Here is a 13,614-nt window from a genome sequence, read left to right on the forward strand (position 1 = left end):
ACGCCTATATCTGAACATCCACGCCCGGTACCCGGTCGGCGGGCGGATACGCAGGGTGACCCCGAAAGATTTCCGCCGGTCAGGCCGACGTCCTCCGTCTCTTCCCGTGGAACGGGGGTTGTCGGCAGCGGTCGGAACAGGTGGGATGATTGCATGAAGAAAGCGCTTTCATCGCTCTCCGCCGAACCCCTGGCGTCCTTCGACCACCTGGATCACCGCTACCGCGGCGAGAACCCGGTCCGCACCCTCGGCCATCTCTTCCGACCCGACCGCGGCAAGCTGGTCCTCGCGGGCGCCATCTTCGTCGTGAAGCACAGCCCCATCTGGCTGCTGCCACTGATCACCGCGACCGTCCTCGACGTGGTCGTCCAGCACGGCCCCGAATCGGGGATCTGGAAGTCCACCGGAGTCCTGCTGTTCATCCTCGTGATCAACTACCCGCTGCACCAGTGGTACGTACGCCTGCTCGGAGGCAGCATCCGCCGCATGGGCACGACCCTGCGCTCGGCGCTCTGCCGTCGTATGCAGCAGCTCTCCGTCGGCTATCACGCACGGGTCAGTTCGAGCGTCCTCCAGGCCAAGGTCGTCCGCGACGTCGAAGCCGTGGAACAGATGGTCCAGCAGAGCTCCGACATGGGCCTCGGTGCCGTCGTCACGCTGATCGGCGGACTCGTCGTCATCGGCGTACGGGTACCCGAGTTCCTGCCCCTCTTCCTCGTCGTGGTGCCCGCGGCCGGCTTCCTCGTGATGAAACTGCGCAGCAGACTGCGCAGCCACAACGAGTCCTTCCGCCGTGAGGTCGAACACCTCTCCTCCCGCGTCGGGGAGATGACCACGCTGATCCCCATCACCCGTGCCCACGGACTGGAGCGGACCGCGCTCGGCCGGGTCGACGGGTCGCTGCGCCAGGTGTTCGCGGCCGGGCTGCGCCTGGACATGATCAACGGCCGTTTCGGATCGCTGGCCTGGGTCATCCTCAACACGCTCGGTGTCCTGTGCCTTTCGGGCTCGGCCCTGGTCGCCTACCACGGCTGGATGCCCATCACCGCCGGCGACGTGGTGATGCTCAGTGCCTTCTTCACCGTGCTGACCGGCTCCGTGACGACCCTGCTGGGCCTGGCTCCGGTCCTCACCAAGGGCCTGGAGTCGGTGCGTTCGGCGGGTGAGGTGCTGCAGGCGCCCGACCTGGAGAACAACGCCGGCAAGGCACGCGTCGAGAGCGTCGTGGGCCGCATCGACTTCGAGGACGCCGGGTTCGCGTACGAGGACGGGGAGCCGGCGGTCGACGGGTTCACCCTCTCCGCACGGCCGGGTGAGACCATCGCGCTCGTGGGGGCCTCGGGCGCGGGCAAGTCCACGGTGCTCAACCTGCTCATCGGGTTCATCAGGCCCACCTCGGGCCGCATCCTGCTGGACGGGACCGACATGGCCGGACTCGACCTCCGGACCTACCGGCGGTTCCTTTCGGTGGTGCCCCAGGAGTCGATCCTCTTCGAAGGCAGCATCCGCGACAACGTCACGTACGGAATGGGGGACACGGACGAGGAGATGCTGATACGCGCCCTCCGGGACGCCAACGCGCTGGAGTTCGTGAACGGTCTGCCGCGTGGTCTGGACACGGTCATCGGGGAGCGCGGCGCGCAGCTGTCGGGTGGTCAGAAGCAGCGGCTCGCCATCGCCCGGGCGCTGATCCGTGACCCGAGGGTGCTGGTGCTCGACGAGGCGACCTCGGCGCTCGACAACCGTTCCGAAGCCCTCGTGCAGGAGGCGCTCGCCAGGCTCGTGCACGGCAGGACCGTCTTCGTCGTCGCCCACCGGCTCTCCACCATCCGGGGTGCCGACCGCATCGTGGCCATGGAGGGCGGCAGGATCGCCGAGGTGGGGACGCACGAGGAGCTGCTGAGCACGGACGGGGTGTACGCGGGGCTCCAGCCCGCCCACCCGGGGTGAGGGGCCGCCGCAGGACTTCGCGCCGGGATCCGGGTTGATAGGCAAGTCGATACTTGCCTATGGTGGTGGTCATGGCGGAGGATGTCTTCAAGGCCCTGGCCGACCCCACCCGTCGGCGCATTCTCGACGAGCTGACGGAACGCGACGGCCAGACCCTGTTCGAGATCTGCGCGCGGCTGGTGACCAGGCACGGTCTCGGGCTGTCCCGCCAGGCGGTCAGCCAGCATCTGGCCGTGCTGGAATCCGCAGGGCTCGTCCTTGTGCGCCGCCAGGGCCGCTACAAGTTCCATGACCTGAACACCGAGCCCCTCGAGCACATCGTGACCCGGTGGCTCAGGCCCGACACGCCGGAGAGCACCGCATGAAGATCCATCTGACCAGCGTCTTCGTCGATGACCAGGAGAAGGCCCTGCGCTTCTACACGGAGGCGCTGGGCTTCGTGAAGAAGGCCGACGTCCCGCTCGGGGCGGACCGGTGGCTGACCGTCGTCTCGCCGGAGGATCCCGACGGCACGGAACTGCTGCTGGAGCCCGACGGCCACCCCGCGGCGAAGCCGTACAAGGACGCGCTGGTCAAGGACGGGATCCCGGCCACCTCCTTCGCCGTGGACGACGTGCACGCGGAGTTCGACCGGCTGCGCGGGCTCGGTGTGCGCTTCACCCAGGACCCGCTGGAGATGGGCCCGGTCACCACGGCGGTGCTGGATGACACCTGCGGCAACCTGATCCAGATCGTCCACAGCGCGCAGTAGTCCTGCGGCGGGCGCGGGCGGCCCGCCCGCGCCCGCCGCCGGCATATGCAAGAGGAGCGGTGTGCCCCGGAGGTTCCGGGGCACACCGCTCTTCGCGCGTACGGGACCCGGCGTGGCGGCCCCGCGCGCGTTCGCACATGAGGCCGACATGCGGCCACCCGTACGAAGTCGGTGGTGGAGGGATTCGGCTGCCCGTGCGAGGCGTCATACCAGAGCGGGACGCCTGACGGGCAACTTCGACAACTGCACGTCGAGCACGGGTGATTGGCGACTACCGTGTGTGTCCGGTGATCAACGGTGGGCTCATATCGGTCGAGCCTGCCCCGACCGTTGACCCGGGCCTGACCGACCACCGTAGGTGTCACCACACGAATGCCGATTCCTGGTGCCCCACGTACCGAGGACGATGATGTCTCAACTTCGCGCACCCAACGCGCGACCGGAACGCCGCGAAGGTGGACGGCACGGCCGTCCGGGTGGCCGTTCGCACTCGGCCGGGAGCCGGCCGCGCGCCACCCAGCCCGTTCCCGACAGCCGCCTGCGACCACAGCTGCTGCGCACCGCCCTCCTGCCGACCGTGGCCGCCGTGCTCAGCGGAGCGGCGGCCGTCATCTTCACCATCCGGGCCTCCGGGGTGCGCCCCTCCGGCAGCCTCCTCGCGGCACTCGGAGGATCCGGAGCACTCGCTGTTGCAGCCGTGGCCGCGGCCTTCCTCGGCTCCGGCCGTGTCGCCACCGGCGTGCTCGACCGCGCTCTTGCCCTCCGGCGCACCGGCGCCCAGCACCAGGCCGAGCTCAAGCGCGTCGTGGAACAGCTGCGCGACGGTGAGCCCCTGCCCGCCCGCCGACCGACCCCGGCCGCGGCCGACGACGCGGACGTCTTCGATCTCCTCGCCCACGAGATGGGCCGCTCGCAGGACGAGGCGGTGGCGGCGGTCGTCGAGGCCTCGCAGCTGTTCCGCGGCAACGGCAACGAACACAAGGTCGAGGTCTTCGTCAACCTCGCCCGGCGGCTGCAGTCCCTCGTGCACCGGGAGATCCAGATCCTCGACGAGCTGGAGCACGAGGTCGAGGACCCCGACCTGCTCAAGGGCCTCTTCCACGTGGACCATCTCGCCACCCGCATCCGCAGGCACGCCGAGAACCTCGCCGTGCTCGGCGGCGCCGTCTCACGGCGGCAGTGGAGCAATCCCGTGACCATGACCGAGGTGCTGCGGTCGGCGATCGCCGAGGTCGAGCAGTACCCCCGGGTGAAGCTGGTCCCGCCGATCGACGGCACCCTGCGCGGACACGCGGTAGCCGACGTGATCCACCTCCTCGCCGAACTCGTCGAGAACGCCACGGTGTTCTCAGCCCCGCACACCCAGGTCCTGCTGCGCGCCCAGCGCGTCACCGCCGGGCTGGCGCTGGAGGTGGAGGACCGGGGACTCGGCATGCCCGGCCCCGAGCAGAAGCGGATGAACAGCCTGCTCGCCGACCCCGACCAGGTCAACGTCGCGCATCTGTTGCAGGACGGGCGGATCGGACTGTTCGTCGTCGCCTCCCTGGCCCGGAGACACGGCATCGCCGTACGTCTGCAGAGCAACATCTACGGCGGCACGCAGGCGGTGCTCGTGCTGCCGGAGATCCTCCTGGGCATCGACATCGACGCCACGACACCGACCGGGGCCACGGGGGCCGGGACGACGGCGGCCCCGCCGTCCGGAGTCCGCGACTCATCGCCCGTCCCACCGCAGGCCACGGCCCAGCCTCCGCCGCGGCTGGACCGGACCCCGGGGGAGGGGCCGCCGTTGCCGCTGCGAGCCGAGCGGGTCGACCGGCCGAACCTCGCGGCGTCCCCGCCGGGTGTCCGGCCCGTCGAGACCGCCGTGCCCGCACCGTCGGGTGAGCCGGCGCCCGCCGCCGGGACCGCCCCCGCGGCCGTACCCGCCGCCCCGTCCGCCGCCCCCGCCCCGTCCGCCGCCCCCGCCCCGTCTGCCGCCCCCGCCCCGTCCGCCGGGTCGGTCGCTTTCGTCCGGGCCGCCGCGGACACCGGTGCCCCCGAGGCGCCCCCGGCTTCCTCGGACCGTCCCCAGCTCCCCAGGCGAAGCAACCAGGAGCACATGGTCCCGCAGCTCAGGGAGGCTCCGGTGCCCCGCGCCGAGGCCGGGAACGCCCTGCACGACCCCGGCCTGATGGCCGCCTTCCGGCGCGGGGTCGACCTGGCGGAGGCCCAGACCGCCGAGGAACAGCAACCGTCGGACGCATTCGCCGCACCGGACGCCGAGCCCGCCGCCCCCGCCCCCGGCCCCGCCCTGGCCGTCGGGGCCCAGCGCTCCCACGGCCTCGCCCCGCTGCCGTTCCGCTCCCCGGCGACCCACGCGACAGCCGGTGCCGAGCGGATGGACCCGGGGCGCCGCGGACCGCGGACGCCCGAACCGGACCCCCTAACTGAAAACATGTTCAAGGAGTAGATGAACCATGACGAGCGAAATGCCGTCCGGTCAGGTCTCGGACCTCGACTGGCTGTTGAGCGGCCTGGTCCAACGCGTGCCCTACACGCGCAGCGCCGTCCTCCTCTCGGCGGACGGCCTGGTGAAATCGGTACACGGCATGGACGCCGACAGCGCCGATCACATGGCCGCCCTGGCCGCGGGCCTGTACTCACTCGGCCGCAGCGCCGGTGCCAGATTCGGTGACAACGGTGACGTGCGGCAGGTCGTGGTCGAGCTCGACTCGACGCTCCTGTTCGTCTCCACCGCCGGCTCCGGCACCTGTCTCGCCGTCCTCGCGGGCCGCGAGGCGGACGCCGCCGTCCTGGGGTACGAGATGGCCATGCTGGTCAAGAGCGTGCGCCCGTACCTGATGACGCCGCTCCGGCAGCCGGCCGGAGCGCCGTTCACCCCGGGGCTGTGAGGATGCCGGCCCCGCAGGACGGGCCGTTGCTCGACGACGCGGCAGGCCGGCTCATCCGCCCGTACACCGTGAGCAACGGCCGGACCAGGCCGACCACCGTGCTCGACCTGCTCTCCCTGGTGATGGCCACGGGGAGCCTGCCCCAGGCCCACCTCGGTCCTGAGCACACCGTGGCCCTGGAGCTCTGCGGCGGGCCCACGTCCGTGGCGGAGATCGCCGCCCACCTGCGACTGCCCGCCGTCATCACCAAGGTCCTCCTGTCCGACCTGGTCGACTGCGGAGCGGTCACCGCGCACGCCCCCGCGTTCCATGACATGCCAACCGACCGATCCCTGCTGGAGGCAGTGCTCGATGGTCTACGACGACAGCTCTGACAGCTCCGAATACTTTCCCGTGGCCCTCAAGATCCTGGTCGCGGGCGGTTTCGGCGTCGGCAAAACGACGTTCGTGGGCGCCGTCAGTGAGATCGCACCGCTGAGTACCGAGGAGCTCCTGACGCAGGTCAGCGCGGCGACCGACAGCCTCGAGGGCATCGAGTCCAAGTCGGCGACCACCGTGGCCATGGACTTCGGCCGGATCACGCTGTCCGAGCAGCACGTGCTCTACCTCTTCGGTACCCCGGGGCAGGAGCGCTTCTGGTTCATGTGGGACGAGCTGTCCAAGGGCGCCCTGGGAGCGGTCGTGCTCGCCGACACACGCCGACTGGCCGAATGCTTCCCGGCCGTCGACTTCTTCGAGCGGCGCGGTATCGGATTCATCGTCGCGGTCAACGAGTTCGACGGTGCCTACCGTTACGAACCGGAAGAGGTGCGGGCGGCTCTCGATCTCGGCCCGGCGGTGCCGGTCGTCCTCTGCGACGCCAGGATCGCCAGCTCGGGAACGGGGGCGCTGGTCACACTCGTCCAGCACCTCATCAACGCCACCGCACCGGCGCCGCTCTCGGGCTTCGGAGCCCATCCGTGATCCCGTACGGGACGGGCCGGCCGCTGCTCACCCCCGTCGACCAGGACGGGGCGCGCAGGAGCGCACGGCTGCGGAGGCTCGGTCTGGGGGAGCGCGCCGACGCCTCGTTCGACAGCTTCGACGCCTTCGCCGACCGGGTGGCGGAGGTCACCGCGACGCCGTTCTCGATAGTCAACTTCATCGACGAGAACCGGCAGTTCTTCGCGGGGCTGCACACCCCGGCCGGCATCCGGGGCGGAGCGGACCTGGGCGCGGTCGCCGCGGCCGGAAACGGCGGCCGGTACCTGGCCAGGGACCACGGCTACTGCCCGCACGTGCTCGTGCGGCGCAAGGCCCTCGTGCTGGACGACGTCTGCGACTATCCGCGGTTCGCGGGCAATCCGGTGGTCGACGACATAGGCATCCGCTCCTACCTCGGCGCCCCGCTCATCGACCGTACGGGCATCGCGCTCGGCACCGTCTGCGCCGTCGATACCGTGCCGCGGGCCTGGGGCCGGGCCGGACTCGACGCCATCAAGCTGCTGGCCCGGGAATTCGCCGTACAGATCGAACGCCGGGAGGTCTCGCCCCCCTGACGCCGGATGCGGACGCTCAGTCCAGTGCGAAGGCGTCCGCGAGCAGGTGCAGTTGTGCGGCGAGGAGGGTGTCGCCGCTGTGCCCCATCCCGGTGAACTGCCCCGCCGTCTCCAGCCCCACGGAGCCGTGCAGCTGCGCCCATACGAGTACGGCGCCCGCCAGACCGCACGCCGCGCGGCGCGTGTCCGAAGCCGTGTGCGGGGCGTACCGGGCGACCCACTCGCCGACACCTGTGTCGGCCGTGAGCCAGGCCTCCATCTCGCTCACCAGGGCGGACGCGCTCGGCCCAGGTGACCCGGCCGCGAAGAGCGGCAGGAACGGGCCGAGCACAGCCCGGGCGCGGTCCCGGGTGTCGCCGGGGGCGACATAGCCCGGCACGGGGGCGCCCTGGATCAGCAGGTAGCGGTGCGGCTCCGCCGCCGCCCAGGCACGGTAGGCGCCGCCCAGAGCCTGCAGCCGGGCACGCGGGCTCCGCCCCGCCTCCTCCGCTGCGCCCGCCGCATCGGCGACCGCCGTGGCCGCGTCGTCGTAGGCGTCCCTGATCAGCGCGCTCAGCAGATCGTCGCGGCCCGCGAAATACCGGTAGAGCGCCGGCCCCGACAGGCCCATCTCCTTGGCGACCCGGGTCAGCGCGAGGGCGCCGGCTCCCGACTCGGCCAGCTGCCGCAGCGCCGTGTCCTTGATCTCCGACCGGGTCTGCTCCCGGTAGCGGGCACGGGGGCCCTCCTGGCCTCGGACCATCGGGGGACTCCTCTGCTCGCTCTGCTCGACGCCCACGACCGCTAGACGCGATCACTTCCGTTACGAAGCGTAACAAGGATGAGGCCACCCCTGCGTGCGGGTGATGCCGTCCATCAGCAGGTCGAGCAGTCGCTCGGCCTGTGCGCGCTGGCGTGCGGTCCCGGCGTTGAGGGTGACGCCCGCGAGGCTCATGAGGACAGGAGTGTGTCGGCCATGCCGTGCTTGGTGGCGACGTGGTCCGGCACCTCGGACATCCGGACGCGCAGTGCCTGGACGGCGGGCAGCTCGCCCAGGAGACCCGACGTCCGGGCGGAGGGGCGGACCGTCTCGTAGCGGTAGGTGGCGTCGACCAGCTGCTCGCGGGTCGGGAAGCGCCGGTACAGCGTGGCGATCCCGACGCCCGGGTCCTTCGCGATCTGCTTCAGGACCGCATCGACCGCGTCGTGGTGCCCGGTACGGCTCTCAACCCGGAGGGCGCGGGCTACGGAGCCGCGGTCCTGGCCATCCGAAGCGTCGCCGCGGCGGGCGGAAGTGAGCGTGGCTGCCCAGGGTTGTGGGGGCGCATTGCTACGACTCGTCGCGAGAGTTACAGTCTCTAACAGAAGTGAGGGGTCATAACCCAACGCTGAGTCGAAGGAGCACACCCATGCCCACCGCACCCGCTCTCCACACCGTCCTCGGCGCCGGGCCGGCCGGCACCGCCCTGGCCCGGGAGCTCGCCACCCGAGGCCACCAGGTCCGCCTCGTCGACCGGAACGGGCAGGGTCCTGAAATCAAGGGCGTCGGCCGCTTCGCGGCGGACGTGTCCACCCCCGAAGGCGCCCGCCAGGCCGTCGAGGGGGCGGCTGTCGTGTACCACTGCGTCAACGTCGCTTATCACCTCCAGGTCGAGGTGATGCCCCGCATACAGAAGGCCGTCCTCGCGGCGACCGAGGCGACCGGCGCGCGTCTCGTCGTCCTCGACACGCTCTACCCGTACGGAGAGACGCACGGTGCGGTGATGACCGAGGACACTCCGTGGAACGCGACGAGTGGCAAGGGCGTGATGCGCGCGGAGCTCGACGCGCGGTACCTCGCCGCGCACGCCGAGGGGCGGGTCCGCGCCGTGCTGGGCCGCTCTGCCGACTTCGTCGGGCCGGGAGTGCTCAACTCCACACTGGGCGGCGCCGTCTTCCCCGCGGCGCTCACCGGCGGCCGGGTCCCGGCCCTCGGAGACATCGACCTGCCGCACAGCTACACGTACATCGCCGATGTCGCGACCGGACTCGCCACCCTCGGCGAGGAGCCGTCCGGCGACGGACGCGTCTGGCACCTGCCCACGGCTCCGGCGCTCACCACGCGCCAGATCTTCGCGATGATCGAGGAGCGGGTCGGCCGGCCCCTGGACCTCACGGTCGTCGCCGAGCCGCGCCCGTTCGGACCCTTCGACGAGGTCTTCATGGCCGCGTACGCCGAGATGTTCTACCAGCACACCGAAGGCCAGACCGTCGACTCCTCCGCCATCGAGAAGGCCTACGGACTGTCGCCCACTCCGCTCTCCGACACCCTGGACGCCACCCTCGCCTGGTACCGGGCGTTCCTGGCCTCGCGCTGAGAGCAGTGGGCCGCCGGCGCCGGGGCCGGAAACGGGTTCGTGAGCACCGGTGCAAGTGCGGTATTGTTCTCATGCGCGTTCGGCCAGGGGAAACCCCAGGTCAGGCGGGCATCGGGACGTGGCGCAGCTTGGTAGCGCACTTGACTGGGGGTCAAGGGGTCGCAGGTTCAAATCCTGTCGTCCCGACTGGAGACAGTCGTAGGTCAGGGCCGGTTTCGGAGCAATCCGAAACCGGCCCTGACTCGTTTCTGGGGACCAGCTGGGGACCAGCCTCCTTGGCCGGCGTCAGCGGGTCATGACGACCGGGCCCGGCAGCGAACGCGGTGCGCGTAGCACGCTGTGCCGGCTGCCGCGATCTTGCGTACGTCCGGATGTCGGTAGCGCTGTGTGGTCATCAGGGATCCGTGGCCGGCCGTCCAGCGAAGGCCGTGCAACTGAACCCCGGCATCGGCGAACCATGTCAGTCCCGTCTGCCAGGCCTGGATGGAACTCGCCGAACTCTGCCAGAACGCCGACTTCCGTACCGCTGCACGGCGCATGGCTGAGGAACAGGCGGAAGCGTCTTCCCAGCAGGACGTCGGCAGCCTGCACGGCGGTCTCAACCAAGCCATGCGTGAACGAATCGACGAAGCCGTCTCCGCCGGCGTCCTTCCCCCGTCCTTCAAGACCGCACCCCTGGCCGACTCACTGGGCGGCCTCGCCGGCCACGCATTCGCGTGTGCCGGCGACGGCGATCTGCGCCGTTGGCTCCTCGCCCGCCTACAGATGACCGTTGCCCCACATGCCAAGCGCTACTGGCAGCTCCTGGCGACGATCAATGGATGGCCTGCATCACCGACACTCACTCCCGTTCACACCTGGTTCCCCACCGTCCTCAGCGGTGCTTCTGCTGAGGCGGCGACGTCTTGAGCTCTGGAGGGCATCGCACGAAGTACGACGGTCTGCAGATCCTTGGTGGGGCTCTCGTCGTCCTTGGAGGACAGGGCGCGATCCGCCAGCTCGTCGACCACGCCGACTCCGGCCTGCTCAGCTGGCTGCCAGGAGGATTCGCGGCCGGCATCACCATCTACGTCGTTGCCGCCGCCATCGCGCCTGGTCCTCCCGGCGCGTCCACCGGGCCGCCGCCTTCACGGCGCCCGGTGTCACACGGCGGTGAGATGCGCACGGGACGCTTCTGCCAGCGATCGGCGGTAGGCCGCGAGACGGGATGTCCGGCCGACCGTCAGGGCTCCGACCAGGCGTCCCGCCCGGTGGTAACTGGCTTCCAACCGCCGGGTGGAAAGGTCCAGCTCGTGGATCTTCACCGTGTCGGCGACGGCGGGGAGGCCCACGGAACGGATCCGGACGCCGTGCAGGTCGGACCAGAAGGACGGGACCTCGTCGAAGGCCGGGCTCTCCGCACCGCGCAGCAGGGTGCGCGCCGCCGTCGCCGCCTGATCCACCGCGTTGGTCCAGTGGCCGAGCGCCAGGGCGGCTCCGCCCGCCAGCGGCTGCGGCGCCCTGGCGACGTCTCCCGCGACGACGACGCCGGGCACGGGCGTGCCATCCAGGGCCAAGGCCAGCAGGCGGGTGTCGCAGTGCACGCCGCCGTCGGTGCGCAGGCCGGACTCCGTCAGCCAGTCGGTGGCGGGCAGGGCGCCCAGGGCCAGCACCGCGGTATCGGCGGCGACCTCGGTCCCGTCGGCCAGCAGCGCCCCGGAGAGGCCGCCATCGCCGGCGGTCCGGAATTCCGTCACCGTCGTGCCGGCCCGCAGGTGGATGCCCGCCTCCCGGTGCAGTACGCCGATGAACGCCCCCACCTCGGGACCGACGGCGCGCTCCAGCGGGACGGCTTCCCTCTCCACGAGCGTGACGTCGAGGCCGCGGGCCCGGCCGGCCGCGGCGATCTCGCCGCCGAGGAAGCCCGCGCCGACGACGAGCAGGGAGCGGCTCCGCGCGAGCGCGCCGCGGAGCCGGGTGGCGTCGTCGTGGCCGCGCAAGGTGAACACGCCCTTCGCCGGAGCCGGCGGACCGGCGGTACGACGGGCGGTGGCACCGGTGGCGATCACAAGACCGTCGTACGGCAGTCGCGTCCCGTCCGAGAACGCGACGGTCCTGGCCCGGACGTCGAGCGCGACCGCGGTCCGTCCAAGGAGCCAGCGGGCGCGAAGTTCGTCGGACAGCGGGATTTTCGTCGCCGGCGGATCGCCTTCGGCGGTGAGGAACCCCTTGGACAGCGGGGGGCGGTCGTAAGGGGCGAGGCGTTCGTTCCCGGCGACGGTCAGCGTTCCGGTGAAGCCTTCCGCCCGCAGTGTCTCCGCTGCTCTGACGCCGGCCAGGGAGGCGCCGACGATCAGGATGTCCCGGGGGTGGGGAGGGGCGGTGGTCACGAGGCGGCCGCCGAGAGGGAGCCGATGGTGATCGCGCGGACGGGGCAGGCGGTGGCGGCCCTCTTCACCTTCTCGCGCAGCGCGTCGTCGGGGGCGGCGTCGTGGACGAGGTATTCCTCGTCGTCGAAAGAGAAGACCTCGGGCGCCGCGAAGACGCACTGCCCGTGGCTCTCACACAGGTTCATGTCCACGGAGATCTGCATAGGGGCTCCTGCGATGGTCGGAAGTGAGGGGCACGGCGCGCGCTCAGGCGGCCGGCGGGTTGAAACGGGAGTAGGCGGGCGCGGTCCACCGCAGCGGGGAGAGGGCCGTGATCTCCCGTACGCCCGTGACGGCGAACTCGACGATCCGCTGGGCGCCGGGGATCGCGGCGGTTGCCTGTGCGTCCCAGACCGTGCGGGCGCTGCCGGTGACGTGCAGGGTGGTCCCCGTGTCCCAGCCGGGTACGAGGAGGCCTGCGGACGCGTTGCGTTCCAGGTTGCCGAGAGTCAGGAACATGGCATTGCCCGCGTAGTCGGGCCAGAACAGCAAGGTCGGGGAGAGGACGCGGACGAAACCGGGGTTGCCTCCCCGGTGGGAGGCGTCGGCGTCGCCCCGCTCCGAGGCGGTGGCGACGAAGAAGGTGTCCGCCTCGCGCAGCGTCCGCTGCTGGTCGGGGCTCAGTTCGGTGCCGTCGGTGACGGTGCGCTCGGCGGTCCGGTCGTCCGGCGCGAGCGTGCGGTGGTCGCGTTTCTGGATGTACTTGGGGCAGTTGGCGACCACCTGGTCGACGGTGACGTGCAACTGGTCACCGGTGCGGACGGCTCGTCCGTTGACACGCATCCTGCGGCGGGTGGCCGGTTCGATCGCGATCATGCCGATCCGGGCGGGGGCGTCGGCCCCGGCTTCGGTGAGTGGTCCGGCCAGCGGGTCCTCGGGGGGTGGCAACGCGCCGATGGTCAAGACGTCGCCCGCCGCTTCGAGGAAGCCGGGCGGGCCGGTGAGCTGGGTGGCCCAGATCCGGCCGTCGCGGTCCTTGCCGCCGATCACGATCATCGGCTGCTGGGCCAGGAAGCCCGCCGCCACGTCGGGAACGGTGTTCACGATGGCTCCGCGAGAGAGCTCCGCCTGCCGGGCGAGGCCGGCTCGCCCCTGCACGGTGATCTCGCCGCTGTGGTAAGCGATCACGGCATGTCCTTCCGGCTGTGGACCCGTGCGCACTCCGTGGGACGTGGCGTACGCGCGGGGGCGGGTGGTGGCTTCTCCGTTCCGCGGTATCTAGAAGAAGCCGCAGGTGGGGGCACCGGCGGTCGGGGCGGCGGACGGGTCGGCCCCGGTGGGCGCGTAGATCTCCAGGCGGGTGCCGTCGGGGTCGGTGAAGAAGATGCCGCCGGAGGCTCCGCTCTCGCCGTGCGGCACGACGCCCTGGTAGGTGAACTCCGCGCCCAGCGTGCGCAGGACCTCTTCCGTCGCCCTGACCTCCTCGATCGTGTCGACCTGGAAGGAGAGGTGGTGCAGGCCGGGCAGGTCGGTCGCGAAGGTGCCCTCGCTCTGCTGCCAGAGGGTCACGAGGAGCCGCCCACCCCGGCCGAGGAAGGCCCAGCGCCGACCGTCCTCCTTGCCTTCGGCCAGTACCTCGAAGTCGAAGACCTCGCGGTAGAAGGCGAGCGAACGGTCCAGATCGGTGACGTTGAGACCGATGTGGCCGGTCTGCAGGTTCTCCGCCTTGCTCATGACTTCCCCGGTTTCGTAGGGGCTGCGAGCGCTCTCGCAACCGTTGAAAGTGACTTTAATGGT

16 protein-coding genes and 1 tRNA gene are annotated in these 13,614 nt (G+C 71.1%); 11 read left to right on the forward strand and 6 right to left on the reverse strand.

Annotation, left to right across the window (positions count from 1 at the left end):
• Positions 1–153: 153 nt before the first annotated feature.
• The 8 genes from ACZ32T_RS20195 to ACZ32T_RS20230 all read left to right on the forward strand — a co-directional run bounded on the left by ACZ32T_RS20195 (position 154) and on the right by ACZ32T_RS20230 (position 7,133).
• Positions 154–1,950 (forward strand): ABC transporter ATP-binding protein, encoded by a 1,797-nt coding sequence (locus tag ACZ32T_RS20195; protein ID WP_467368075.1) that lies wholly within the window; start codon positions 154–156, stop codon positions 1,948–1,950.
• 71 nt (positions 1,951–2,021) lie between these two features.
• On the forward strand, positions 2,022–2,315 hold the full coding sequence (locus ACZ32T_RS20200; protein ID WP_467273136.1) for an ArsR/SmtB family transcription factor: 294 nt from the start codon (positions 2,022–2,024) through the stop codon (positions 2,313–2,315).
• Positions 2,312–2,701, forward strand: coding sequence for a VOC family protein (locus tag ACZ32T_RS20205; protein ID WP_467368077.1), 390 nt, complete (start codon positions 2,312–2,314; stop codon positions 2,699–2,701). The genes ACZ32T_RS20200 and ACZ32T_RS20205 overlap by 4 nt, the downstream gene beginning before the upstream one ends.
• Positions 2,702–3,110: 409 nt before the next feature.
• Positions 3,111–5,153, forward strand: a complete 2,043-nt coding sequence (locus ACZ32T_RS20210; RefSeq protein ID WP_467368079.1) for a sensor histidine kinase — start codon at positions 3,111–3,113, stop codon at positions 5,151–5,153.
• 7 nt (positions 5,154–5,160) lie between these two features.
• Positions 5,161–5,595: a roadblock/LC7 domain-containing protein gene (locus ACZ32T_RS20215; protein ID WP_014152748.1), complete on the forward strand. Its 435-nt coding sequence runs from the start codon at positions 5,161–5,163 to the stop codon at positions 5,593–5,595.
• A 2-nt stretch (positions 5,596–5,597) separates the two neighbouring features.
• Complete coding sequence (locus tag ACZ32T_RS20220) at positions 5,598–5,969, forward strand: DUF742 domain-containing protein (protein ID WP_467368081.1); 372 nt, start codon at positions 5,598–5,600, stop codon at positions 5,967–5,969.
• A complete protein-coding gene (locus tag ACZ32T_RS20225; protein ID WP_467273140.1) occupies positions 5,947–6,558 on the forward strand; it encodes a GTP-binding protein in 612 nt (203 codons plus the stop codon). Before ACZ32T_RS20220 ends, ACZ32T_RS20225 begins: the two co-directional genes overlap by 23 nt.
• Positions 6,555–7,133 carry a GAF domain-containing protein gene (locus tag ACZ32T_RS20230; RefSeq protein WP_467273141.1) on the forward strand — a complete coding sequence of 193 codons (579 nt, stop codon included), beginning with the start codon at positions 6,555–6,557 and terminating at the stop codon, positions 7,131–7,133. Before ACZ32T_RS20225 ends, ACZ32T_RS20230 begins: the two co-directional genes overlap by 4 nt.
• 16 nt (positions 7,134–7,149) lie before the next feature.
• Here the strand turns inward: ACZ32T_RS20230 and ACZ32T_RS20235 are convergent, their stop codons facing one another.
• Together ACZ32T_RS20235 and ACZ32T_RS20240 are read right to left on the reverse strand one after the other, a co-directional pair.
• The gene (locus ACZ32T_RS20235; protein ID WP_467273142.1) at positions 7,150–7,875 is read right to left on the reverse strand and encodes a TetR/AcrR family transcriptional regulator; all 726 of its coding nucleotides are present in this window, start codon (positions 7,873–7,875) and stop codon (positions 7,150–7,152) included.
• Between the two features lie 188 nt (positions 7,876–8,063).
• Positions 8,064–8,498 (reverse strand): TetR/AcrR family transcriptional regulator, encoded by a 435-nt coding sequence (locus ACZ32T_RS20240; RefSeq protein WP_467368083.1) that lies wholly within the window; start codon positions 8,496–8,498, stop codon positions 8,064–8,066.
• A 23-nt stretch (positions 8,499–8,521) separates the two neighbouring features.
• On the opposite strand from ACZ32T_RS20240, the gene ACZ32T_RS20245 reads away from it, so the two are divergent.
• The 3 genes from ACZ32T_RS20245 (at position 8,522) to ACZ32T_RS20255 (ending at position 10,378) form a co-directional block, all read left to right on the forward strand.
• Positions 8,522–9,469, forward strand: coding sequence for an NAD-dependent epimerase/dehydratase family protein (locus tag ACZ32T_RS20245; RefSeq protein WP_467368085.1), 948 nt, complete (start codon positions 8,522–8,524; stop codon positions 9,467–9,469).
• A 112-nt stretch (positions 9,470–9,581) separates the two neighbouring features.
• Positions 9,582–9,655, forward strand: a tRNA-Pro gene (locus tag ACZ32T_RS20250).
• Between the two features lie 297 nt (positions 9,656–9,952).
• On the forward strand, positions 9,953–10,378 hold the full coding sequence (locus ACZ32T_RS20255; protein WP_467368087.1) for a hypothetical protein: 426 nt from the start codon (positions 9,953–9,955) through the stop codon (positions 10,376–10,378).
• A 233-nt stretch (positions 10,379–10,611) separates the two neighbouring features.
• On the opposite strand, the gene ACZ32T_RS20260 is transcribed toward ACZ32T_RS20255, so the two are convergent.
• The 4 genes from ACZ32T_RS20260 to ACZ32T_RS20275 form a co-directional block, all read right to left on the reverse strand.
• Entirely contained in the window at positions 10,612–11,838 is a 1,227-nt protein-coding gene (locus ACZ32T_RS20260; RefSeq protein ID WP_467368089.1) for an NAD(P)/FAD-dependent oxidoreductase, read from the reverse strand.
• A complete protein-coding gene (locus ACZ32T_RS20265; RefSeq protein ID WP_467368091.1) occupies positions 11,835–12,041 on the reverse strand; it encodes a ferredoxin in 207 nt (68 codons plus the stop codon). The genes ACZ32T_RS20260 and ACZ32T_RS20265 overlap by 4 nt, the downstream gene beginning before the upstream one ends.
• A 43-nt stretch (positions 12,042–12,084) precedes the next feature.
• Positions 12,085–13,005 carry a pyridoxamine 5'-phosphate oxidase family protein gene (locus ACZ32T_RS20270; RefSeq protein ID WP_467368094.1) on the reverse strand — a complete coding sequence of 307 codons (921 nt, stop codon included), beginning with the start codon at positions 13,003–13,005 and terminating at the stop codon, positions 12,085–12,087.
• Positions 13,006–13,095: 90 nt separating this feature from the next.
• Positions 13,096–13,551 (reverse strand): VOC family protein, encoded by a 456-nt coding sequence (locus ACZ32T_RS20275; protein ID WP_467368096.1) that lies wholly within the window; start codon positions 13,549–13,551, stop codon positions 13,096–13,098.
• Positions 13,552–13,614 lie beyond the last annotated feature (63 nt).

The sequence above is a fragment of the Streptomyces sp. NPDC023573 genome (assembly GCF_055559735.1).

Coding starts and splice junctions, on each gene's coding strand:
- ACZ32T_RS20220 (WP_467368081.1), top strand. CDS start 5,598: ATGCCGGCCCCGCAGGACGGGCCGTTGCTCGACGACGCGGCAGGCCGG.
- ACZ32T_RS20275 (WP_467368096.1), bottom strand. CDS start 13,551: ATGAGCAAGGCGGAGAACCTGCAGACCGGCCACATCGGTCTCAACGTC.
- ACZ32T_RS20225 (WP_467273140.1), top strand. CDS start 5,947: ATGGTCTACGACGACAGCTCTGACAGCTCCGAATACTTTCCCGTGGCC.
- ACZ32T_RS20215 (WP_014152748.1), top strand. CDS start 5,161: ATGACGAGCGAAATGCCGTCCGGTCAGGTCTCGGACCTCGACTGGCTG.
- ACZ32T_RS20195 (WP_467368075.1), top strand. CDS start 154: ATGAAGAAAGCGCTTTCATCGCTCTCCGCCGAACCCCTGGCGTCCTTC.
- ACZ32T_RS20205 (WP_467368077.1), top strand. CDS start 2,312: ATGAAGATCCATCTGACCAGCGTCTTCGTCGATGACCAGGAGAAGGCC.
- ACZ32T_RS20265 (WP_467368091.1), bottom strand. CDS start 12,041: ATGCAGATCTCCGTGGACATGAACCTGTGTGAGAGCCACGGGCAGTGC.
- ACZ32T_RS20210 (WP_467368079.1), top strand. CDS start 3,111: ATGTCTCAACTTCGCGCACCCAACGCGCGACCGGAACGCCGCGAAGGT.
- ACZ32T_RS20235 (WP_467273142.1), bottom strand. CDS start 7,875: ATGGTCCGAGGCCAGGAGGGCCCCCGTGCCCGCTACCGGGAGCAGACC.
- ACZ32T_RS20245 (WP_467368085.1), top strand. CDS start 8,522: ATGCCCACCGCACCCGCTCTCCACACCGTCCTCGGCGCCGGGCCGGCC.
- ACZ32T_RS20255 (WP_467368087.1), top strand. CDS start 9,953: ATGGAACTCGCCGAACTCTGCCAGAACGCCGACTTCCGTACCGCTGCA.
- ACZ32T_RS20200 (WP_467273136.1), top strand. CDS start 2,022: ATGGCGGAGGATGTCTTCAAGGCCCTGGCCGACCCCACCCGTCGGCGC.